The sequence below is a fragment of the Kitasatospora sp. NPDC058218 genome, assembly GCF_042882445.1.
Taxonomy (GTDB): domain Bacteria; phylum Actinomycetota; class Actinomycetes; order Streptomycetales; family Streptomycetaceae; genus Kitasatospora.
In genome coordinates this window covers 1-22,202 of record NZ_JBHVWC010000108.1, presented here as the reverse complement: position 1 = coordinate 22,202, position 22,202 = coordinate 1, and the positions used below count along the sequence as shown (strand labels likewise).

Below are 22,202 nucleotides of genomic sequence, written 5' to 3'. Positions count from 1 at the left end.
CCCGGCGGTGGGGTGGGGGGGGGCGGCGGTGCCGGGTCGACCGCGCGTGGTCGTTTTTGCGTTTCCCGGCGGCGGGGGGGGGCGCGGGGGGGGGCCGCGCGGGCGGGTGCGCGGGCCCCCGCGCCGCCGTCCGGCTGCGCGGCCTGCGCGGGCCGGCGGCGGCCGACGAGGCCCTCGCGCTCCTCGCCGGGCTCGGCCTCGGCCCGGCCCAGGCGGCCCGCCCGCCCGCCGCCCTCTCCGGCGGTGAGCTGCAACGGGCCGCTCTGGCCCGGGCGTTGATCGTCCGACCGGCGGTCCTGGTCTGCGACGAGATCACCTCCGGCCTGGACGCCGCGACCCGGGCGGTGATCCTCGGCCGGCTCGCGCGGCTGCGGGCCGACAGCGGCCTCGCGCTGCTCTTCGTCACCCATGACCTGTCCGCCGCCGACGCGCTCGCGGACTCCGTCGCGACCATGGACGGCGGCCGGCTGCTGCCGGGCCCGTCCTCCCGGCCCTCCGGGTGCACACCGTGACCGGCATGCCCGCCGCACCGGAGTCCTCCTCGTCCGGGACCCCCGCTCCGGGATCGCGAGGCAGCTCCGCGTCCGCCCGTCCGGGAGCACCGCCGACGGCACGCCCGGTGCCACGACGGCTTCGGAGGGTGCGCCGCACCGGATCGCGGCCCCTGGTCCGTCCCCGGCCGCGCCCGCCCGTGCCCGCGCGCCGGCGGGGCGCCGCGCGCGCTGCCCCCTGCGCGCCGTGCCGCGCCCGGGTCGGCATGTCGGCCTAGGCTGAAGTCGCCCGGGCGGCCGGTAGGCCGTGGGAGTCGGGAGGGGCCCGGCGGACGGGCGTCGAGGAGGTGCGCGATGGGCAGCGGTGAGACCGCCAAGGTGCGCTGCGTGGCGGCCGTTCCGTGCTGGGTGAGCCTGATGGCGCGCGATCTCGACGCGGCGAAGGCGTTCTACGGGCCGTTGCTGGGCTGGGAGTTCGAGCCCGGACCGGACCGCTTCGGCCCCTACGTGCACGCGGTGACCGGTGGCGAGGCGGTGGCCGGGCTCGGAGTCGCCGGCAGCGGCTGGCAGATGCCCGTGGCGTGGACCAGCTACTTCGGGACGGAGAGCGCGGACGCCGCCGCCGACGCCGTCCGCGAGCGCGGCGCGACCCTGGCGGTGGGCCCGCTGGCCTTCGACGCCGGGCGGGTGGCCTTCGCCGCGGACCCGGCGGGCGCGGTGTTCGGCATCTGGGAGGGTCCGCTGGGCCGCGCCCGTCGCCTGGACCTGTCGGGCGCGCCGGTCTGGATCGAGCTGCGCACGCCGGACCCGTTCGCGGCCGCGCTCTTCTACGGCGAGGTGTTCCGCTGGGACGGCCGCGACCCGGAGCGCTTCGAGGTGCGGTGGGAGCACGACCGGGTGGTGCTGCGGGCCGAGGGCCACAGCGTGGCCGCCCTGGCCAGGGAGCAGGCGGGCGGCCCGACCGGGCTGTCACCGCACTGGGAGGTCTCCTTCTCGGTGCCGGACACCGACGACGCGCTGGCCCGGGCCGAGGCGCTCGGCGGCTCGGCGATCGGGCCGGCCTTCGACTCGCCGTACGGGCGGGTGGCCCGGCTCCAGGACCCGGAGGGCGGCCGCTTCGCGGTGATCAGCCCGAAGCCCTGAGCCCGAAGCCCTGACCCCGAAGCCCTGAGCCCGAAGCCCTGAGCCCGAAGCCCCGGGATCCGGGCCCCGGGGCTTCGGGCCGCACGCCCCGGCGGCCCGGCGGCCCGCGCCGCGCCGCCTACGGCCCCTGCTCCGCGACCTCCTGCCGCTCCCGCTCGGCCCGCATCCGCTCGCCGAGCGCGGCCCGGGCGGCGGCGGGCAGCGCCTTCCGGGCGACCGGGAAGACCTGCTCCTCCTCCACCGCCAGATGCCGGCGCACGGTGTCGGCGAGCCCCCGGTACAGCGTGGCGAAGGCAGGCTCACCGGGGCCCACCCCCTGCAGGTCGGAGAGGTACTGGCCGATCGCGAGGTGCGCGTGGATGCTCGTGAACACCAGCGCCCCGCCGTCCGGCACATCGTGCTGGACGACCGGGAAGAGGTGCTCCTCCTCGGCGGCGCAGTGGGTGAACAACAGGTCGGTCAGCTGCCCGACCAGCTCGCCACGCTCGGGCGCACCGTCCGGCGCGGCCTCGATCCGGGCGAGCAGCTCCGTCACCGCCCGGTGGTCGGCGGTGAACTCGCCGAGGATGTCAGGCCTGCGGCTCATGGCGCGCCCGCCTCTCGTCCGGTGATCCCCCGACTCCTCCAGTATCCGGCGTCGGGCATCCCGGCGGGGGCGGGAACGATCACCCCAGGTCACCAGGGGTGGGTGCGGCACCGAGCGTCGGTCCCCGAGCGGGGTCCGGCCCCGGTGCGGGCCGCGCTCCCGGAGGTCGTGCTCCCCGGTGACCGCGGCCTCAGGGGCGGTCGCGGCGCCCGGCGAGGGCGAGCAGCCGGGTCTGCGGATCGGCGTCGTCGGGCACCGGCAGCGGCGGGTCGAACAGGCCGCTGCCGGAGAGGTCCCCGTAGCCCGCCATCTCGCCGAGCGCGAACTCCGCCAGGCCGGCCGGCAGCCTGGTCCGGTGGCCGATCCCCTCGGCGAGGTCCCAGGTGTGCACGACGGCGTCGGTGGTGAGCTGGTCCAGGTAGTACTGGGCGGAGGCGTCGCCGAACGAGAGGTGGACGGTCAGGTCGGTGGCGCCGGGCACCTCGAACGCCGCGCGGGCGGCCTCGGCGGCGGCCGCCCAGGCGGCGGCCGGGTCGGCGCCGAGCACATCGCCGTCGAAGCGGCCGCCGACCTCCGAGACGGTCGAGCCCATCAGCAGCTCGGGTACCCAGAGCTGTTCGCCGGTGAGGTGGTTGACCAGATCCCGGACCGACCAGTCGGTGCACGGAGTGGGCGCGTCCCACTGGTCCGGCGCGACCAGCCGGACGCGCTCGCCGAACGCGGCCAGCGCTTCGGCGTACGGCGTGCCGGGCTGCGCCGGCCGCCGGTGTTCCCTGCGGTGAGCCATGCCTCCACCCTGCCCCCGCGTCCGGTGGCTCGCGACTCGCCCCCGGGCACCGGCCGACCCGGTCCGCGTGCACGCCTCCTCACTCCCCGCGTTCGCGGCGGTTGTTCAAATTCGAACTCCCAGGTACGGTCGAACGACGGCCGGTTCGAATTTGAACGAACTGCTCACCCGTGACCGTCCGTGACCCCCTTGCCTCGACCGATCCCGAATGATGGAGACGCGCATGCCGAGCACCAGCCCGAGCACGACCGCCCCCACCACCGCCACCGTCCTCCCGGGCCGGGCCGTCCCCGACTCCGCGACGACGTCACCGCACGCCTACGACGCCGGCCTGCTCCTGCTGCGCCTCGCCCTCGGCCTGACCATGGCCGCGCACGGAAGCCAGAAGCTCTTCGGCTGGTTCGGCGGTGGCGGCCTCGACGGCACCGGTCAGTTCTTCACCATGAGCGGCTACCCGGCCGGCGACGCCATGGCCGTGGTCGCCGGCCTCACCGAGACCTTCGGCGGTCTCGCGCTCGCCGTCGGCCTGCTGACTCCGCTGGCCGCCGCCGCCATCCTCGGCACCATGGTCAACGCACTCGCCGTCACCTGGGGCGGCGGCTTCTTCGCGCCCAAGGGCAGCGAGTACGAGCTGCTGCTCACCGCCGGCGCCGCCGCGCTCGCCCTGACCGGGCCCGGCCGCTACGCCGTGGACCGCTTCCTGCCCGTGCTGCGCGCGCACCGGCTGGCGTACGGCGCGGCCGCGGTCGTGGTCGGCCTGGTGACCGCCGGCGTCATCCTGCTGCTGCGCAAGTGACCCGTCCCGGTCCGGGGCGCGGCGGGAGGGGGCTCGCGGCCGGGCGGGCCGTCAGGCCCCGCCGTCGTGTCCGACCGCCAGGGCAGCCGGAAACTTGACGAGCGCGCCGCGGTGACCGGGTGCCGGGGTGTCAGGTCCGGAGTGGCTCGACCCCGCTCTCCGGCCGTCCCCCGTCGGCGCGCTCAGGCGGGTCGATGACTGCCGTCCGGTCAAATAGCGACGCATGAAAGGCCGTTGTGCCGAGGAGATCGACTCCTTGGTGCAACGGCCTTTCGCTGTCACCGGCCGAGACGTCCTGGGCCCGAGGGGTTCACAGGCCATGTGATGTATGCCATTGTACATGTCACACTCCCCACCGTGTACACGACCTAGCCGCCCTGACGGCACCGTCGTAACGGTCCTCGCTCCGTCGCGGCCGCGTTCCCCCAACGCGGCCGAACAAGGCCCGGAGGCCCCCACGTGAGAACTGCACGATCCCTGTCGCGACTGCCGCAGTTGGCGAGGTTGCTGACGATCGCCCTGGCGATGTTCCTGGCGCTCGGCCTGTTCACCCCGCGCAGCCAGGCCGCCCCCGTCCCGGTCCCGCCGCAGCCCGGCGGAACCTCGTCCGCCACCCCCTCGGGCCCGGCCCCGCAGCCCGGCATCGGCGCCGCCCCGGAGGACGGCGGCAAGAACACGTCGGTGCCCGCCAACGACCGCGCCCCGCTCTCGGCCACCGCGCCCACGGACGGCACCTCGGCCGGCGTGTCGGCCAAGTCGGCCAAGTCCGCCGGTCAGCAGGCGGCCGCCGCAACGGCCGCGGACTGCAACATCGGTGACTTCACCGGTCGCTCCGGCGGCGCGCTGGTCGACGCGATCAAGGCCGCCGAACTCGGCTGTATCAACAGCCTGTTCACCCTGACCGGCGGTGACGCCAGTGGCGCCTTCCGCGAGTCCCAGATGGCGACCGTGGCGTACGCCCTGCGTGACGCCGCCGCCAACTACCCGGGCGACAACTCCACTTCCACCGCCCAGCTGGTGCTCTACCTGCGGGCCGGCTACTTCGCGCAGTGGTACCACCCGGCCGACGTCGGCACCTACGGCGACACCCTGAAGACCGCGATCCAGAGTGCCCTGGACTCCTTCTTCAACAGCGCCCACTCGCGTGACGTCACCGCCGCCAACGCCAGCACCCTCGGCGAGGCGATCACCCTGATCGACAGCGCGCAGGAGAACACCCGCTACATCCCGGTCGTCAAGCGCCTGCTGGGCGACTACAAGGCCGCCACCCACAACCCCGTCGGGATGGGCGCCGCGCTCAACAGCGTCTTCACCGTACTCTGGCGCGGCCACCAGCTGCCGGCCTTCGTCGAGGCCGTCAAGGCCGACCCGAGCGTGCTCGACGCGGTGTACACCTTCGCCTCCGGCAACAAGGACCTGCTCGGCGGAGACTTCGGCTTCCTGGTGTACAACGGGACCCGCGAGCTCGGCCGCTTCCTCCAGTACGAGCCGCTCCGTCCCAAGGTCCGTCCGATGGAGAAGGGCCTGGCCGACCAGTCCACGCCGTCCGGTCCCACCGCCTACCAGTGGGCGGCCGTCGCGGAGATGGGCGAGGCCTACGACGAGGGCAACTGCGCGTACTACGGCACCTGTGACGCCGCCGACCGCCTCAAGGCGGCCGTCCTGACGGTCAACCACACCTGCAGCCCGAGCATCAAGATCATCGCCCAGGCCCTGGACGCCACCCAGCTGGCCACCGCCTGCTCCAGCCTGACCGGCCAGGACGCGTTCTTCCACTCCGTCACCCGCGACGGCGGCCCGGTGGCCAACGACCAGAACACCACCATCGAGGTCGTGGTCTTCCACGGTCGCTTCGACTACGGGGTGTTCGCCGCGAGCATCTACGGCATCAACACCAACAACGGCGGCATGTACCTGGAGGGCAACCCGGCCACGGTCGGCAACCAGCCGCGCTTCCTCGCCTACGAGGCCGAGTGGGTGCGTCCGGACTTCCAGATCTGGAACCTCAACCACGAGTACACGCACTACCTTGACGGCCGGTTCGACATGTTCGGCGACTTCAACGCCGGCATGACCACGCCGACCGTCTGGTGGGTCGAGGGCTTCGCCGAGTACGTCTCCTACTCGTACCGCAAGGAGTCGTACGACGCGGCGATCGCCGCCGCCGGCCTGCACACCTACAGCCTGAGCACCCTGTTCGACACCACCTACGACAACGCCGACCAGACCCGCATCTACAACTGGGGCTACCTGGCCGTCCGTTACATGCTGGAGAAGCAGCGCCCGGACATGGACGCGGTGCTCGCCAAGTACCGCGCCGGTGACTGGAGCGGCGCCCGCACCTACCTGACGTCCACCATCGGCACCCGCTACAACGCCGACTTCGACGCCTGGCTGACCGCCTGCAACACCGGCGCCTGCGGCACCGGCACCACCCCGGGCGGCAACAAGGCGCCCACGGCGGCCTTCACCTCGGCCGCCAACGGCCTGGCCGTCACCTTCACCGACGGCTCGACCGACTCGGACGGCACGATCGCCGCCCGCGCCTGGGACTTCGGTGACGGCACCACCTCCACCGAGGCCAACCCGGCCAAGACGTACGCCGCGGCGGGCAGCTACACCGTCAAGCTCACCGTGACCGACGACAAGGGCGCCACCGCGAGCACCAGCCAGAGCGTCACCGTCGCGGCCGGTGGCGGTGGCGGGTCCGAGTGCGCCGGCACCGACATCCGCCGGCTCGACCGGAACTGCGTGCGCAGCAACGCGACCGCGACCGCCGGTAACTACGCCCACTTCTACCTGAACGTCCCGGCCGGAACGAAGCAGCTGAAGCTCACCAGCAGCGGCGGCAGCGGCAACGCCGACCTCTACTTCAACTCCGCCGCCTGGGCGTACACCAACGCCTACACGGCCCGGTCGGCCAACGCCGACAACACCGAGACCCTCACCATCGACAACCCGCCGGCCGGCTACGTGTACGCCAGCCTCTACGCCCCGCAGGGCTTCAGCGGGGTGACCATGAAGGCCGAGTTCTGACGGCCCTGTTGACCGGAGGCCCCGGCGGAGCGCGTGCGGCGCTCCGCCGGGGCCTCCCGCATCCGCTCGTCGGGCGGGCCCCCGCGCCTATCCGCCGACCCGGATCAGCGCCACCGTGATGTTGTCCGGCCCACCCGCCTCGACCGCCGCCTTCCACAGCTCGAACACGGCCCGCCCGTCGGCCCGTTCCGAGTCCTCGGAGGAGGACTGCGTCAGCAGCGCGGACAGTTCCTCCTCCGGCACCGGATCGGTCAGGCCGTCGCTGCACACCAGGTACCGGTCGCCGACCGCCAGGGGCATGCCGCGCACATGCGGTTCGACGAAGGTCAGGCCGAGCGAGCCGCCGAGGGACTGGGTGATCACCGAGGTGGTCCGCCGGCCGGGCGCCGGCGGCGGGCTGTCGTCCACGCTGACCCGGCGCAGCCCGTCCTCCGCCACCCGGTAGACCCGGCTGTCGCCGACGTTGAAGGCGACGACCTGCTCCGACAGCAGCACCACGCCCGCCACCGTGGTGCCCATCGCGGCGAGTTCCGGATCGTCGGCCGCCGCCGCGTACACCGCCCGGTTGCAGGACTGCAGGGCCTCCCGGACGGCCTCCTCGCCGTCCAGGCCGGGGCCGAGGGCGGCCAGCCGCCGGGCCACCAGCGCACTCGCGATCTCGCCGCCCGGGTGCCCGCCGAGCCCGTCCGCCACGGCGACCACGCACGGCAGCGCGGCCGGGAAGAGCAGGGTCTGCGGATTGCTGGTCACCGTCGCGCAGAGTGTCCACGGCCCGACCGTCAGGCTGTCCTCGTTGTGCTCGCGCACCAGGCCCTCGTGGCTCAGCGCACTCACCGCTATGTAGGCCGCCATCGGCTCGCCGCCCTTCCGGGACTCCGGGTCGGCCGTCCTTGCTCCTCCCATTGTCGCGCTCGGCGTGTCCCGCAACGACCGGGGTGCGCGCCCGCCGTGCGGCCGTGGGCGGTGGGCGGGGCGCGCAGGGGAATACCGGGGGAGCAGCCGGTGCTAAGGTGGTTGAAACTTTGACGATCGGACCCGGAGTCCGGGATCCACCAGGAGTGTGGTGAACAGCATGCAGTTCGGAATCTTCACCGTCGGTGACGTCACCCCCGACCCGACCACCGGCCGCACCCCGACCGAGCACGAGCGGATCAAGGCGATGGTGGCCATCGCCCGCAAGGCCGAGGAGGTCGGCCTGGACGTCTTCGCGACCGGCGAGCACCACAACCCGCCGTTCGTCCCGTCCTCGCCGACGACCATGCTCGGCTACATAGCCGCGCAGACCGAGCGCATCATCCTCTCCACCTCGACCACGCTGATCACGACCAACGACCCGGTGAAGATCGCCGAGGACTTCGCGATGCTCCAGCACCTCGCGGACGGCCGGGTCGACCTCATGATGGGCCGCGGCAACACCGGCCCGGTGTACCCGTGGTTCGGCAAGGACATCCGCCAGGGCATCCCGCTGGCGATCGAGAACTACGCGCTGCTGCACCAGCTGTGGCGCGAGGACGTGGTGGACTGGTCGGGCCGCTTCCGCACCCCGCTGCAGTCCTTCACCTCCACCCCGCGCCCACTGGACGGCGTCGCGCCGTTCGTCTGGCACGGCTCGATCCGCAGCCCGGAGATCGCCGAGCAGGCCGCCTACTACGGTGACGGCTTCTTCGCGAACAACATCTTCTGGCCCAAGGAGCACTTCCAGAAGCTGATCGACCTCTACCGCGAGCGCTACGCCCACTACGGGCACGGCACGGCGGAGCAGGCCTACGTCGGCCTCGGCGGGCAGCTGTTCATGCGGAAGAACTCGCAGGACGCGGTGCGCGAGTTCCGCCCGTACTTCGACAACGCGCCGGTGTACGGGCACGGGCCCTCGCTGGAGGAGTTCACCGAGCAGACCCCGCTCACCGTGGGCAGCCCGCAGGAGGTCATCGAGAAGACGCTGGCCTTCCGGGAGTCGTTCGGCGACTACCAGCGCCAGCTCTTCCTGATGGACCACGCCGGTCTGCCGCTGAAGACCGTGCTGGAGCAGCTGGACCTGCTGGGCGAGGAGGTCGTGCCGGTGCTGCGCGAGGAGTTCGCCAAGGGCCGCCCGGCCGGCGTCCCGGACGGGCCGACGCACGCGTCCCGGGTCGCGGCCGAACTCGCCGAGCGGCAGCAGGAGGAGACGACGGAGGTGACCAAGTGAGCGCGTACCGGCTGGTGGTGGTCACGGCCGGGTTGAGCAAGCCGTCCTCGACGCGCCTGCTGGCCGACCGGCTCGCCGAGTCGACGGACCGTCAACTCGGCGTCACCGGTGGAGCGGTGGACGTCACGGTGATCGAGCTGCGGGACCTCGCCACCGACATCGCGCACGACTTCACGACCGGGTTCCCGGGTGCGGCGCTGCGCGAGGCGGTCGAGGCGGTGACGCACGCGGACGGCCTGATCGCCGTGACGCCGATCTTCACCGCCTCCTACAGCGGCCTGTTCAAGTCCTTCTTCGACGTGATCGACCACGACGCCCTCGCCGGGAAGCCGGTGCTGATCGCCGCCACCGGCGGCACACCCCGGCACTCGCTCGCCCTGGAGCACGCCGTCCGGCCGCTCTTCGCCTATCTGCGCTCGGTGGTCGTCCCCACCGCGGTGTACGCGGCGACGGACGACTGGGGCGCGACGGGCGACGGGCACACCGACAGCCTGCCGGGCCGGATCGACCGGGCCGCCGGTGAGCTGGCCGCCCTGGTGGCGGGGCGCGGCCCGGCGGCGGTGGCGGAGCCGGTGGCCGTGGTGCCGTTCGCGGAGCAGTTGGCGGCCCTGCGGGTCTGAGGGGCGGAGGCGGGAGTGAGGGGCGGGCCGGGCGGCCCGCCCCTCACCCGTGCGCGGGGCCCGCGTCAGGCCTCGCGGGCGTCGTACGCGGCCCGGGCGGAGGCGATCTCCCGCTGGTGCGCCTGCGTCCAGTGGACCAGTGACTGGATGGTGGCGTGCAGCGTCCGCCCGAGCGGGGTCAGCGCGTAGTCCACCCGGGGCGGGACGACGGGATGGACGGTCCGGGACACCAGGCCGTCCCGCTCCAGCTGGCGCAGCGTCACGGTCAGCATCCGCTGGCTGACGCCGTCGATCTCGCGCCGCAGTTCGGTGAAGCGCAGCGAGCGGCGGTCGAGAAGCGCGATGACCAGCAGCGACCACTTGTCGGCGACCCGGTCGAGGATCTGCCGCACCTCGCAGTCCTCCCGCGAGTCCCACTGCAGCACGTCGTAGCCGTCCTCGGTACCCGTGCAGTGCGTCGGTAACTTCAAAGTGCCTTCTTCCATGCCTCCTGATGCTGCCCCAGGATGACGAGTGGTTACAAGAGGGAACCGACCGGCAGAACCGTAACCGCGTCGTGGTGCCCCTCGCCTCCCGTCGTCCGCCCAGGAGACCTCCCATGTCCGTGTCATCAGCCGTGCCCTCGACCGCCGCACCCGGGGCGCCGCCGCGCATCGGCGGCCGGGACGCCGCCGTGCTCCTCGTCCTGTGCGGCGCGATCTTCCTGGAGGGCATCGACGTCGCCATGCTGAACGTGGCGCTGCCGTCGATCCGCGCCGATCTGGGCATGTCCACCGGCTCGCTCAGCTGGGTGCTGAGCGCCTACGTCCTCGGCTACGGCGGGTTCATGCTGCTCGGCGGCCGCACGGCCGACCTGCTGGGCCGGCGCCGGACGTTCCTGCTCTGGCTCACCGTCTTCGTCCTCTTCTCCGGTCTCGGCGGGCTGGCCACCGAGGGGTGGGTGCTGATCCTGGCCCGGTTCGTGACCGGACTCTCGGCGGCGTTCATGACCCCGGCCGGGCTGGCGGTCATCACCACCGCATTCGCCGAGGGCCCCCGGCGCAACCGCGCCCTGCTGGTGTACGCGGGCACCGCGGCGGCCGGGTTCTCGCTCGGGCTGGTGGCCGGCGGGCTGCTGACGGCGGTCGGCTGGCGCTGGGTGTTCTTCGCGCCGGTGGTGCTGGCGGCCGCCCTGCTGCTGGCCGCCCTGCCGCTGATCCCGCGCGACGAACCGCCCGTGCGGAGCCCCGGCGAGCGCTTCGACCTGGCCGGGGCCGTCACCGTGACCGGTGCCATGCTGCTGCTGGTCTACACCGTGGTCCGGCTCGGCGAACCGGGCGCCTCGGCGGGGTGGACGGCGCTCACCCTGGCCGGCGGGCTGGCCCTGCTGGCGGCCTTCGCGGCCGTCGAGCGGCGCTCGGCCGCACCGCTGGTCCGGCTCGGCCTGCTGCGCTCCGGGGCGCTGGTGCGGGCCAACCTCGGTGCGATGCTCTTCGCCGGGTCCTTCTTCGGCTTCCAGTTCGTCGTCACCCTCTACCTGCAGGACCTGCGTGGCTGGTCCCCGGTGCAGACCGGCCTGGCCCTGCTCGCGGTCGGGGCGGACGCGGTGCTGGCGCCCACCCTCACGCCGAGGCTGGTGGACCGGTTCGGCAACGCCCGGGTGATCCTCGGCGGCTTCTGCCTGGCGGCGCTCTCCTACGCGCTCTTCCTGCCGGTGGGGCTGGACTGGACCTACCCGATGATGTTCCCGACCATGATCCTGACCGGGCTGGCCTTCGCCCTCGCGTACGGGCCGCTGACCATCGCCGCCACCGAGGGGATCGCCGAGCGGGAGCAGGGCCTGGCCGGCGGGCTGCTCAACACCTCGTTCCAGTTCGGCGCCGCGCTCGGACTCTCGGCGGTGACGGCGGTGAACCTGGCGGCGACCGGTGCCGGTGGCGGCGCGCAGGCGGGGCTGGACGGCTTCCGGGCGGCGCTGGTGGTGCCGGTGGCGGCGGTCCTGCTGGGTGCGCTGGTCACCGCGACGGGCCTGGCGGCCGGGCGCCGGGCGGTCGGCCGTGAGGCGTCCGGGTGAGCCGCTGACGCTGCGACACCCGTTCGGCCCTCGGCGGACGCCCTCCGCCGAGGGCCGAACGGGTGCGTGTTGGCCGTGCCTAAATGTCCGCTATGCGGTGTAATCGTACACATGATCAGATCACTGCCGGTCCGTCATGCCCCGAGCGCCGAGAAGACCCGCTTCGTCGACCGTCCGGCCGCCGACCACCGGACCGAGCGGGAAGCCGCACGGGAGTCCTGAGGTGGAGCCCGCCATGCCGCCCGAGATCCGGAGCGCACCCGCGGGGGACCAGCAGGCCGTCCTCACCCCGCTCACCAACGCCGCGATCTTCCTCGTGCTCACCGTCGACCCCGGCGGCGAACAGGCCGTCCGCGACCTGCTGCCCGACCTCGCCGGCCTGCGGCGATCGGTCGGCTTCCGCGCCCCCGACGCCGGGCTGACCTGCGTCACCGGCATCGGCTCCGACGCCTGGGACCGCCTCTTCGCCGGCCCCAGGCCCGCCGAACTGCACCCCTTCCAGGAGGTGGTCGGCGCCCGCCACCGGGCCCCCGCCACCCCCGGCGACCTGCTGCTCCACCTGCGGGCCGGCCGGCTGGACCTCTGCTTCGAACTGGCCGGCCACCTCACCCGGCGCCTCGCCGGCGCCGCCACCGTCGTGGACTCCGTGCACGGCTTCCGCTACTTCGACGACCGCGACCTGCTGGGCTTCGTCGACGGCACCGAGAACCCCGAGGGGCGGGCGGCCGCGGACGCCGTGGTGATCGGCGCGGAGGACGCGGGGTTCGCCGGCGGCAGCTACGTCGTCGTCCAGAAGTACCTGCACGACCTCGCCGCGTGGAACGCCCTCCCGGTCGAGCAGCAGGAACGGGCCGTCGGCCGCACCAAGCTCACCGACATCGAGCTCGACGACGCGACCAAGCCCGCCGACTCGCACGTCGCCCTCACCACGGTCACCGGCCCGGACGGCGAGGAGCGGCAGATCATGCGCTTCAACATGGCGTTCGGATCCTTCGGCGGGGGCGGCGAGTTCGGGACGTACTTCATCGGATACGCGCGCACCCCCGAGGTGACGGAGGAGATGCTGCGCAACATGTTCGTCGGCCGCCCGCCCGGTGGCCACGACCGGCTGCTCGACTTCTCCACGGCGGTGACCGGCTCGCTCTTCTTCGTCCCGACCGCCGACTTCCTCGACGACCCGCCGCCCGCGCCCGCACCGACCGGTGCGGCCGCCGTGACCGAGACCGGTGCCGCCACCCCGACCGACGCCGCCCCGACCGCCAGCTCCAGTACCGCCGCCGCCGACGGCTCGCTCGGCATCGGCAGCCTGAAAGGGACTCCTTCGTCATGAGCAATCTGCACCGCGACCTGGCCCCCATCTCCGCCGCGGCCTGGGAGGAGATCGAGGAGGAGGCCAGGCAGACCTTCAAGCTCCACGTCGCGGGCCGCCGGGTGGTGGACGTGTCCGGCCCCGGGGGCACCACGCTCGCCGCCGTCGGCACCGGTCACCTGACCGGCATCATTCCGCCCGCCGACGGCGTGCTCGCCCACGCCCGCGACTCCCAGCCCGTCGTCGAGCTCCGGGTGCCCTTCACCGTCGGCCGCGACGCCGTCGACGACGTCGAGCGCGGCTCCCGCGACTCCGACTGGCAGCCGGTCAAGGACGCGGCCCGCACCATCGCCCTCGCCGAGGACCGCGCCGTCTTCGAGGGCTACCGGGCCGCCGCCATCGAGGGCATCCGCGCCGGCGCGAGCAACCCCGCGATCCAGCTCCCCGCAGACGTCCGCGAATACCCGAACACCGTCAGCCGGGCGCTGACCGCCCTGCGCCTCGCCGGTGTCGGCGGGCCCTACGCCCTCCTCCTCGGCGCCGACGCCTTCACCGCCGTCAGCGAGACCAGCGACCACGGCTACCCCGTCGCGGCGCACATCGCCCGCCTCCTCGACGGCGAGATCATCTGGGCCCCCGCCATCGAGGGCGCCTTCCTGCTGTCGGCGCGGGGCGGCGACTTCGAACTCGTCCTCGGCCAGGACCTCTCGGTCGGCTACCTCTCGCACGACGCCGACTCGGTCGACCTCTACCTGCAGGAGTCGCTGACCTTCCGCCTCTACACCGCCGAGGCCGCCGTCGCCCTGGGCGGGTAGCACGGGCGGGTGCCGCGCCCCGGGCGGCCCCGCGCGCCCATCGGCCGGGGGCGGTCGTGGGCCCGGAGCGGTCACGAGCCCGCGGCGCTGCCGGCCCCCGGAGTCGGGGCCGGCAGCGCCGTGACGTCAGCACCAGATGGGCATCCACCAGAAGAATCCGGAGTCGCCGGGCCGAAGGGTATTCGTGCCCGGTGCGACGATACGGTGGTCGGTGGGCTTGGCTATGGCGTTCATTTTGTGCTGTCTCCGGGGTTCAGAAACGACTCGGAGCACGGCCAATGCCGCGCTCGTCGGTCTTTCTATCAGAGCCGAACCCCGGGCCTCAAATCCCTGTTTGATTCACTGGCACGTGTACGGGACTGCGTCGCATTCGAAGTCATTCGGTGTCCGATGGATAGCGAGGCAGTCAAACTCGGTCAGTCGCGGGTGGTGAAGTGCAGGCCAATCGGACTTCAGTGTTCCGGTTCCCGGTGGAGATGCAGTTCCATCAGCGCTTCTCGGGCGAGGGCCCGCTCGTCGCCGGCTCCGACGCGTTCGGCGAGGGTCAACGAGGCCGTCAGGTGGTCGAGCGCGGCGCCACCCAGGCCGAGGGCGGTCTCGCAGCGGCCGAGCCCGCGCAGGGCTGCGGCCTCCTCGCGGGCTGCGCCGATGGAGCGGGCCAGCTCAAGGGCGATGGCGTGCTGGTCGTGGGCGTCGGCGGCCCGGTCGGCGCCCCGGAGGGCGTCGCCCAGCCCGTTGAGGGCGTCGGCCTCGTGCCGTATGGCGCCGACCGACCGGAACGTGGTCAAAGCCGATCGGTAGAGCGTCATCGCCGGTCCGAGCTCTTTCGGAATGCTGAGCGCGGCGGCCAGGTTGAGCTTCACCACGGCGAGGTCGAAATGCGACATGAAACCCTCGCCGATGGCGAGGACGCGCTCGAAAGCGGAGCGCGCGGAGGTCAGGTCCCGAGCGCCGAGATGGAGATCACCGATATTGTTGAGGATACGCAGCTCGAAGGTCTTGTCATGGAATCTGCGGGCGAGTGGAAGGGCGCTCCGGTAGGCCGAGAGGGCGGAATCGGAATTTCCGAGCGAGCTGTGCACGATGCCGATGTTGGCGAGGCAGCGCGCGGAATTCCAGTCGTCGCCGGCCGCTCTGCGGATGCGCAGGGACTCCTCCTGGTGGGCGAGTGCCTCGTCGAGTGAGCTCTGGTGCCAGAGGAGCCGTCCGAGGATGCTCAGCGCGTCGGCGGTGGCGTCCGAGTCCCCTTCCTGGCGGGCCAGCGCGAGGCCGCGTTCCACGGCCGTCACGGCCGACGGGTAGCGCGAGGCGTTGGCGAGGGTCGCGCCGAGATTGATCAGCGCCCTTGCCTCGCAGCGGTCGTTCGCCATCGAACGCCAGTGGGCGACGGCGGCCTGGTGCATGCCATGCGCCTCACTCCAGTAGGCCTCGCCGTCCAGATGGCCCGCAAGGACGTGCGAGAGCCATGCGCTGCTCTCGCCGAGGCCGATCTGTCGGGTGTGCGCGACCAGGGCCGTCAGGCCGCCGTGCTCGGCCTCCAGCCAGGCCCGGGCGGCCTCGGTCGAGGTGAGGTCGAGGTCGCTCAACAGCTCTTCCGAGTCGATGAGTTGCTCAAGAGGTGGCAGTGGTAGGCGTGATCTGCGGGGATACAGCAGGCCGTCCGCACGGTCGGCGGCGCGCAGGGTGAAGCCGAGCAGGCGTCGCATTGCCGAATCCTGATCGGTTCCGCCCTCCGCGAGGGCCAGGACAATCGCGTACTCCCGTAGGAGATCATGGAGTTGATAGCGCTCGGGAACGACTTCCTGGAGCAGGTGGCAATGCAGGAGCGCTTCGAGAATGTGATCCGTGTCGTCGATCGTCCGACCGATGAGGGCCGCCGCCGTATGCGGTCCGATATCCGGTCCCGGATACAACCCCAGTAAACGGAACGCCCGTTGTTGTTCGGCCGGCAGCGACTGGTACGAGACCTCGAACGCCCGGGCGATGCTCTCGGAGCCGTGGCGGATCTCGGCGAGGCGGCCGGTCTTGCGGGAGAGGCGTTGGGCCAGGTGCTCCAACGTCCAGGAGGGACGGGCCTTGAAGCGGCTGGCGGCGATCTCGATCGCGAGCGGGAGCAGTCCGCACCGGTCGACGATCTCGGCGACGCGGCCGAGGTCGTCCGCGCGCTCCGCTCCGACGACCTTGACGAACAGGGCGGCGGCGTCGTCGACCGTCAGGACGTCGAGGAAGACCGGTCTGGAGCCGGGGAGTTCGGCCAGTCGGTGTCGACTGGTGACGAGGACCAGCGAGGTCGGCAGCGGGGGCAGGAGCGGGCGGATCTGTGCCGCGCTGGAGGCGTCGTCGAGCACGACGACGGCGCGTTGCGAGGCCAGCGTCTCGGCGCAGAGTCCGAAGATCTCCTCGGCGTCGAGCGGGATCGCCGCGGCGGGCATGCCGAGGCGTCTCAGCAGCATGGTTCCGGCCGCCTCGGTGGCGAGCGGGCGCTGGTTCCCGGCGTGAGCGCGGAGGTTCAGGTAGACGTGCCCGTCGGGGAACCGTTCGCGCATCAGGTCGGCCGCGTGCAGGGCGAGCGTGGTCTTGCCGACCCCGGCCATGCCGAGGATCGCGGAGACCGTCACGATGCCGCCGCCGCGGAGGTCGGAGGCCGGTCCGTCCAGCAGCCGCCGGAGTTCGTCCTCCCGTCCGATCATGTGCCGCTGCCCGGGGAGCGTGCTCGGCCCGGCCGGCCGCCGGCCGGGCCGGGCCCTCGGCGGGTCCGGGCGGGCGAGCAGCTCCGTCGAGGGCGTGCCGTTCAGGATCTGCTCGTGCAGGCGCGCCAGTTCGGGGCCCGGCCCGGTGCCGAGTTCGGCCCGCAGGAGGCGGACCACGGCCGGGTACACGGCGAGGGCCTCGGCCTGCCGTCCGGCGCCGTGGAGGGCGGCCATCAGGTGGGCGGCGAGGCGTTCGTCGGTGGGGCGCCCCTCGCGCAGGACGGTGAGCTCGGGGATCAGGTCGGTGAAGCGGCCGAGCCGGAGCTCGATCTCGACGCGCAGCAGGGTGGTGGCCAGGCGCTGGTCGGCCATGGTGGTGCGGGTGCTCTGCGCCCAGGTTCCGGGGACGCCGGCCAGGGGCTCGCCGCGCCAGAGCTCCTCGGCACGGCTGAGCACGGTGCGGGCCTGGTGGTCCTCGCCGTTGTCGGCGAGGAGGCGGGCCTGGCGGGAAAGGTCGAGATAGCGGTGCCAGTCGATCTGCTGCGGATCCGTTCGCAGGGTGTACGTGTGCGATTGGCTGTCGACCGACGGGATCTCGTGGGCGCCGCGCAGCCCTTCGGCTTCGACGGCCAGGCGCAGTGTGCTCCGAATGTGTGAAATATGGCTGTAGATGCTGGCCACGGCGCTCGGCGGCGGCTCCTCGTCCCAGAGCCGGTAGGCCAGGGACTCGTGGGAGAGCGGGCGGCCGACGTCCAGTGCCAGTGCCGCGAGGAGCCGTCGCCGCTTGTCCGAGCGGATCGACAACAGCCTTCCGTTTACCGATAGTTCAACTGAACCCAGGAGATGGAACTCCACGGTGACGCCCCCCGCCGGTTGGCTACCAGCTTGCTGTGTCGCAGGTGAGCATCGCACGCTTTCGGGGGCCGTTGCCATACCACCCGCCTTCTTCTGCAAGTGGAGGTTCCGTCATATTCTCGATATGACTGTGAATCATGTGGTACTGGCCGCAAGGTAATTGATCACACGGATTGATCACACTTCACGGCCCTGCCACTCGGACGCGTCGGTCTGCGGGTAGGGGGAGCCAGTGGAACCACGGACGGGAACGGCCGGCAGCGGTGCGCCGCCGGGTCAGGTGAACGCGGTCGCCGGTGGGCGGGTGGACGGTTCGGTGGTGCAGGCGGGGGCGATCCACGGCGGAGTGCACCTGTATCCGGCCGCCGCCGCGGCCGTCGCGCTCCCGGTGCCGCGCCAACTGCCGCCGGTGCCACGCAGACTGGTCGGCCGCGAGGCCGATCTCGCCGCACTGGACCGGTCGTTGGGCGATGCGCCGCAGCCGGCGGACGTCACCCTGGTGGTGACCGGCCCGGCCGGGGTGGGCAAGACCGCGCTGGCCGCCCAGTGGCTGCGCGGCCTGGCGGGGCGGTTCCCGGACGGCCAGCTGTACGCCGACCTGCGCGGGCACGCCCCGGGCGGTCCGGCGGATCCGGCGGAGGCGCTGGGGGCCTTCCTCCGGGCCTTCGGGATCGCGCCGGTGCCGGGTGACCTGGCGGAGGGCGCGGCGCTCTGGCGGTCGCTGGCGGCGGAGCGCCGGATCGCGGTGCTGCTGGACAACGCCTCGACGTCCGCCCAGGTCCGACCGCTGCTGCCGGGTTCGGAGCATGCCCTGGTGGTGGTGACGAGCCGGCGCCGGCTGACCGGGCTGGGGATAGACGGCGCGGTCTTCCGGCCGCTGGGGCTGCTGCCGGACGAGGCGTCCGCACGGCTGCTCTCCCAGCGGGTGGGCGAGGAGCGGGTGGCCCGCGAACGGGCGGCGGCCGCCGAGGTGGTGGAGCGCTGCGCCGGGCTGCCGCTGGCGGTCTGCCTGGCCGCGGCCCGGATCGCGGCGCGTCCGGTCCAGGCGCTCGCCGTCACCGCCGAGGCGCTCGGGCACGAGGCCGACCGGCTGGCGGCACTGGATGTGGAGGGGGAGACGGTGCGCAACGTCCTGGACGCGTCCTTCGAGGTGCTGGAGGAGGACGCGGCCCGGCTCTACCGGCTGCTCGGCCTGCTGCCGTTCCCGGTCTTCACCCCGGACGTCGTCCGCGTGGTGGGGGGTGTTCCCGCAGGCGAGGCGGCCCGGCTGCTGGACGGGCTGATCGACGTCCACCTGCTGGAGGAGGTGAGCGGCGGCTTCCGCTTCCACGACCTGGTGAAGCTGCACGCGCGGGCCTGTGCGGAAACGGTCCGCCTGGCACCGGAGGGCCTGGCGGCCGCAGGACGGGTGCTCGACTGGTACCTCGCCTGCGCCACCGCCGCCGAGGCGCTCGTGACGCCGACCCACCGCACGCTGCGCCGCGACTACGGGAGCGGCCGGCCGGTCGGCGCCCGGGAGTTCGGCGACGAGGCCGAGGCGCTCGGCTGGCTGGACGGGGAGACGACCCGGCTGGCCGCCGCACTGCACTGGGCGGCGGAGACCGGCCGGCCGACGCTGGTCTGGCAACTGGCCGACGCCATGTGGCCGTTGTTCCTGCGGCTGCGCCCGGCCCAGCTCTGGGTCGAGGCGCACCGGCTCGGCCTGGTGGCCGCCCGGACGACCGGCGACCGGGACGGGGAGCTGCGGATGCTGACCTCCGGCGGCAACGGCCTGCGCAACGCTGGCGAGGACGCGGAGGCGGCCGATTGGTTCGCCGAGGCACTGGAGCTGGCCCGGACGGCGGCGGACCGGCTCGGGCAGGCGGACGCGCTCTACGGCCTGAGCCAGACCCATCGAACGGCGGGCCGGCTCGGCGAGGCCGCCGACTGCCTGCACGAGGCGGTCCGGCTGCGGGAGGCGGAGGGCTATCCGCGGGGCGCCGCGCTCGCCCGGTTGGCACTCGGCGACGTCCTGCTCGCCTCCGGTCGTGCGGCGCGGGCCGTCGAGGTCATCACCGCGGCGCACCACGAGCTGACCGAGGTCCGGGCCCCGTACGAGGCCGCCCGGGCGCTCGCCTTCCTCGGGCAGGCGCACACCGTGCTCGGCGCGTACGGCCGCGCCGAGCGGTGCTACGCGCAGGCGCTCGCACAGTTCCGCTCCGGCCGTGCTCGGCGCTGGGAGGCGCGGGTGCTGGAACTCGGCGGCGAGCTGGCCCGGGTGGACGGCCGGGCCGGTGAGGCGGCGGAGCGGTTCGGCGCCTCGCTGGCGCTCTACCGGGAGCTGGGCGCGCCCGATGCGGCCAGGGTGGCCGACCGCATCGGGGCGCTGGAGAGGGGCGCCGGCCTCACCCCCCGACCGGGCGGGTCGCCGGTAGCGTCCGGTCCGCCGCCGTCCGGTCCGGCGGCGGGCGGTGCGCCGGACCGGGGCGGTGCGGCGCACCGGAGCGGCGCCACGGGACGGGACGCTCCGCCGCCGGAGAGGCCGGCGGCCGGTGCGGCAGGCGCTGCGGAGGGCTGAGCACGCTGTCGAGCACCTCGTAGGAGTAGTAGGCCGAGGCGGCCAGCGTGGTGATCTCGGCCAGTGCGCGCCCCGCCGCCAGCCAGGCGTGCGCGAGCGAGCCGACCGCCAGCCGCTGCCAGGACGAGCGGGGGCTGCCCGTGCCGTCCCGCAGCCGCAGCGCGAGCCGCCCCCCGGTGCGGGCCAGGACGAGCACCGCCCCGGCGCCGCAGTCGGCGGTGGCCACCGCGCAGCCGGGGTGGGCCCGCAGCACCTCGGTGAGCCGGTCGAGCGCCTGCCGCGCGTCGTGCGGGGTGAGGCTGCCGAGGTGGAGGACGTCGGCGTGGTGGCGCCACCGGGTGGCGTCCGGACCGGTCAGGTCGAGCGCCAGGTGCTCGTCGACGAAGGCCGGACGCGGCTGCCCGTCGCCCGCGCCCGGCGGCAGGCAGCTGGTCAGCAGGCCGTGGCAGACGCCCGCGGGGGAGTGGATCCGGGCTTCGAACAGGGCGGCGGGGAGCCCGGCCGACGGCGCGGCGCCGTCGGCCGGGGCGAGTCGGACCGTGTGCAGTGCGGCCACGGTCACGCCCGCCCGGAGCCGAGCGGGAGCGGCGCCGGCAGGCCGTCCAGCGGGCCGCCCGGTGGGGTGGGCAGCGGGGCGGGCAGCGCCAGTGCGGGCGGCTCCGGTGCGTGCGCGGGCTGGCCCAGACCGAGGATCCGGTAGAGCAGCCGCCGCATGTTGTGGTCGAACCGGCCGGGCTCGGAGGTGATCCGGTCGGCGATGGCGCGGTACTCCTCGGGCCGGTACTGCTCGGCCGCGTAGTCGAGCTGGCCGGTCAGCGGGTGGCCGGGGGCGAGTGCGGGCGCGGTGCGGGCGAGCAGCGCTCCCGGCGAGCGCGGGTTGACGTCGCGGTGCGGGTACTCGGCGAGCAGGATCGGTGCGCCGGTCATCGAGCCGTAGAGGGTGACCGAGCCGTGGTCGCCGATGATGAAGTCGGCGGCGACCAGCAGCGGCCGCCAGTCCACCTCCGGGGGGAGGACCGTCACGGCTCCCCGCGCGGTGGCCGTCGCCCAGGAGCGGACCTGCCACTGGCCGTGCGCGGCGGCCACGTTCGGGTGGACGAGCAGCGCCGTCCGGTAGCCGTGCCGGGGCAGCTCCGCCGCGAGCCGGGGCAGGACGGCGTCCAGCCGGGTGAAGAGCGACCCCGACCCCCAGGTGGAGCAGACCAGGACCAGCCGCTCGCCGGGCCGCAGCCCGAGCGCGGCCCGGTAGTGCGCGCGGGCGGGCAGCGCGGCGGCGATCCGGTCGTGGCAGGCGTCGCCGACCACCTCGGCGATCGGCAGCGCCTGCGGGCAGCCGCGGCCCAGCTCGGCCAGATCGTCCCGGTGCGCCAGCGCGTACGCCTCCGGTACGAGCCGGCCGTTCCAGGTCACGTACTCCGCCCCGAGGCCGCTGACGGAGCGTTCGCCGTCGGCGCCGGCCGCCCGGGAGAGCTTGATGTGCCCGGCGCCGTGCGGCAGCCGGACCAGTGGGCCGCGCAGGTGCTCCAGGCCCTGCGAGCCGGCGGCGAGCACCAGGTCGAACTCGCGCCGGACGGCCTGCGCCCACGGCAGCACGGGGGCGCCGAGCAGCCGGATGTGTGCCTGCGCGCCCCCGTTGAACGCGTGCGGCGCCACGGTGAACTGCACGTTCACCCGGAGGTCGGAGCCGAGCAGCGAGTAGATGTCGTGGAGCCGCTGGCCGTACACCGCGGTGTGCACGACCACCAGCACCTCCTTGCAGTCCGGCAGCGTCGCCCACGGCCGGTGGCCGCCGGGTGTGGTCTCCTGTTTCCCGTGCACCAAGGTCATGCCGATCCCCCTCCTTGATCCCGGTCCGGGGCCCCGGTCCGGTGGCCCCGGAGGGGGTCTGCCCGGGCGGTCTGGCGGATTCCATGACGAGTCCTGGACGATGCTTGCGGAAAGCTTGCGGCGGGCCCGGGGGCGACCGGCGGACGGCCGAAGGGTACTGAGTTCCTTTACGCGGGGTACTGAGTGCCGTATTCTCTGAGACGAGCCTCTGACGCCAGTCGAAGAGAGCCGACACGGCATGCCGGTCCAGGTGGTGCCCGCCCCGCGCGGGGCGTGGCCGGGCCGGACTTGGCACTCAGTACCCTGGGCATGACCTGAGGCCATGGACCAGTGCACCCGTATCAGGAGAACCGCTCATGAGCTTGAGGATCGTTGTCTGTGTGAAGTACGTGCCGGACGCGACGGGTGACCGTCGTTTCGCGGACGACCACACCACCGACCGGGAGGGTGTG

Annotated in this window: 16 protein-coding genes and 1 pseudogene; 11 read left to right on the top strand and 6 right to left on the bottom strand. The window is 73.6% G+C overall.

All coding sequences use genetic code 11. The features are described 5' to 3' along the window. Positions 1–512, top strand: a 512-nt coding sequence (locus ACFVYI_RS40705; RefSeq protein WP_387894900.1) for an ATP-binding cassette domain-containing protein, incomplete at its 5' end; no start/stop codon positions are given. 333 nt (positions 513–845) lie between these two features. Further along, positions 846–1,634 carry a VOC family protein gene (locus ACFVYI_RS40700; RefSeq protein WP_387894898.1) on the top strand — a complete coding sequence of 263 codons (789 nt, stop codon included), beginning with the start codon at positions 846–848 and terminating at the stop codon, positions 1,632–1,634. Positions 1,635–1,752: 118 nt separating this feature from the next. On the opposite strand, the gene ACFVYI_RS40695 is transcribed toward ACFVYI_RS40700, so the two are convergent. Together ACFVYI_RS40695 and ACFVYI_RS40690 are read right to left on the bottom strand one after the other, a co-directional pair. Then, positions 1,753–2,220 carry a hemerythrin domain-containing protein gene (locus ACFVYI_RS40695; RefSeq protein ID WP_387894897.1) on the bottom strand — a complete coding sequence of 156 codons (468 nt, stop codon included), beginning with the start codon at positions 2,218–2,220 and terminating at the stop codon, positions 1,753–1,755. Between the two features lie 190 nt (positions 2,221–2,410). After that, on the bottom strand, positions 2,411–3,007 hold the full coding sequence (locus tag ACFVYI_RS40690) for a TIGR03086 family metal-binding protein (RefSeq protein ID WP_387894896.1): 597 nt from the start codon (positions 3,005–3,007) through the stop codon (positions 2,411–2,413). Between the two features lie 223 nt (positions 3,008–3,230). Here ACFVYI_RS40690 and ACFVYI_RS40685 point away from each other — a divergent pair, with 223 nt between their 5' ends. Beyond that, positions 3,231–3,803, top strand: coding sequence for a DoxX family protein (locus tag ACFVYI_RS40685; RefSeq protein ID WP_387894895.1), 573 nt, complete (start codon positions 3,231–3,233; stop codon positions 3,801–3,803). A 525-nt stretch (positions 3,804–4,328) separates the two neighbouring features. After that, the gene (locus ACFVYI_RS40680; RefSeq protein ID WP_387894902.1) at positions 4,329–6,839 is read left to right on the top strand and encodes a collagenase; all 2,511 of its coding nucleotides are present in this window, start codon (positions 4,329–4,331) and stop codon (positions 6,837–6,839) included. Positions 6,840–6,926: 87 nt separating this feature from the next. On the opposite strand, the gene ACFVYI_RS40675 is transcribed toward ACFVYI_RS40680, so the two are convergent. Continuing rightward, entirely contained in the window at positions 6,927–7,691 is a 765-nt protein-coding gene (locus tag ACFVYI_RS40675) for a PP2C family protein-serine/threonine phosphatase (protein WP_387894894.1), read from the bottom strand. A 220-nt stretch (positions 7,692–7,911) separates the two neighbouring features. On the opposite strand from ACFVYI_RS40675, the gene ACFVYI_RS40670 reads away from it, so the two are divergent. Further along, on the top strand, positions 7,912–9,024 hold the full coding sequence (locus ACFVYI_RS40670) for an LLM class flavin-dependent oxidoreductase (protein ID WP_387894893.1): 1,113 nt from the start codon (positions 7,912–7,914) through the stop codon (positions 9,022–9,024). Next, complete coding sequence (locus tag ACFVYI_RS40665; RefSeq protein ID WP_387894892.1) at positions 9,021–9,644, top strand: FMN reductase; 624 nt, start codon at positions 9,021–9,023, stop codon at positions 9,642–9,644. Before ACFVYI_RS40670 ends, ACFVYI_RS40665 begins: the two co-directional genes overlap by 4 nt. A 65-nt stretch (positions 9,645–9,709) precedes the next feature. Here ACFVYI_RS40665 and ACFVYI_RS40660 read toward each other — a convergent pair whose 3' ends face one another. Next, complete coding sequence (locus ACFVYI_RS40660) at positions 9,710–10,129, bottom strand: winged helix-turn-helix transcriptional regulator (protein WP_387894891.1); 420 nt, start codon at positions 10,127–10,129, stop codon at positions 9,710–9,712. 113 nt (positions 10,130–10,242) lie between these two features. Here ACFVYI_RS40660 and ACFVYI_RS40655 point away from each other — a divergent pair, with 113 nt between their 5' ends. The 3 genes from ACFVYI_RS40655 to ACFVYI_RS40645 all read left to right on the top strand — a co-directional run bounded on the left by ACFVYI_RS40655 (position 10,243) and on the right by ACFVYI_RS40645 (position 13,821). Further along, a complete protein-coding gene (locus ACFVYI_RS40655; protein WP_387894889.1) occupies positions 10,243–11,697 on the top strand; it encodes an MFS transporter in 1,455 nt (484 codons plus the stop codon). Between the two features lie 235 nt (positions 11,698–11,932). Further along, a complete protein-coding gene (locus tag ACFVYI_RS40650; protein WP_387894887.1) occupies positions 11,933–13,027 on the top strand; it encodes a Dyp-type peroxidase in 1,095 nt (364 codons plus the stop codon). Continuing rightward, complete coding sequence (locus ACFVYI_RS40645) at positions 13,024–13,821, top strand: family 1 encapsulin nanocompartment shell protein (RefSeq protein ID WP_387894885.1); 798 nt, start codon at positions 13,024–13,026, stop codon at positions 13,819–13,821. Before ACFVYI_RS40650 ends, ACFVYI_RS40645 begins: the two co-directional genes overlap by 4 nt. 452 nt (positions 13,822–14,273) lie before the next feature. Here the strand turns inward: ACFVYI_RS40645 and ACFVYI_RS40640 are convergent, their stop codons facing one another. Continuing rightward, the gene (locus ACFVYI_RS40640) at positions 14,274–17,315 is read right to left on the bottom strand and encodes a BTAD domain-containing putative transcriptional regulator (RefSeq protein ID WP_387894884.1); all 3,042 of its coding nucleotides are present in this window, start codon (positions 17,313–17,315) and stop codon (positions 14,274–14,276) included. A 283-nt stretch (positions 17,316–17,598) separates the two neighbouring features. Here ACFVYI_RS40640 and ACFVYI_RS40635 point away from each other — a divergent pair, with 283 nt between their 5' ends. Further along, on the top strand, positions 17,599–19,923 hold the full coding sequence (locus ACFVYI_RS40635) for an ATP-binding protein (protein WP_387894882.1): 2,325 nt from the start codon (positions 17,599–17,601) through the stop codon (positions 19,921–19,923). A 558-nt stretch (positions 19,924–20,481) separates the two neighbouring features. Here ACFVYI_RS40635 and ACFVYI_RS40630 read toward each other — a convergent pair. Continuing rightward, positions 20,482–21,750 carry a hypothetical protein gene (locus ACFVYI_RS40630; protein WP_387894880.1) on the bottom strand — a complete coding sequence of 423 codons (1,269 nt, stop codon included), beginning with the start codon at positions 21,748–21,750 and terminating at the stop codon, positions 20,482–20,484. A gap of 356 nt (positions 21,751–22,106) precedes the next feature. Here ACFVYI_RS40630 and ACFVYI_RS40625 point away from each other — a divergent pair. Continuing rightward, positions 22,107–22,202, top strand: a pseudogene (locus ACFVYI_RS40625) (electron transfer flavoprotein subunit beta); the annotation flags it as partial.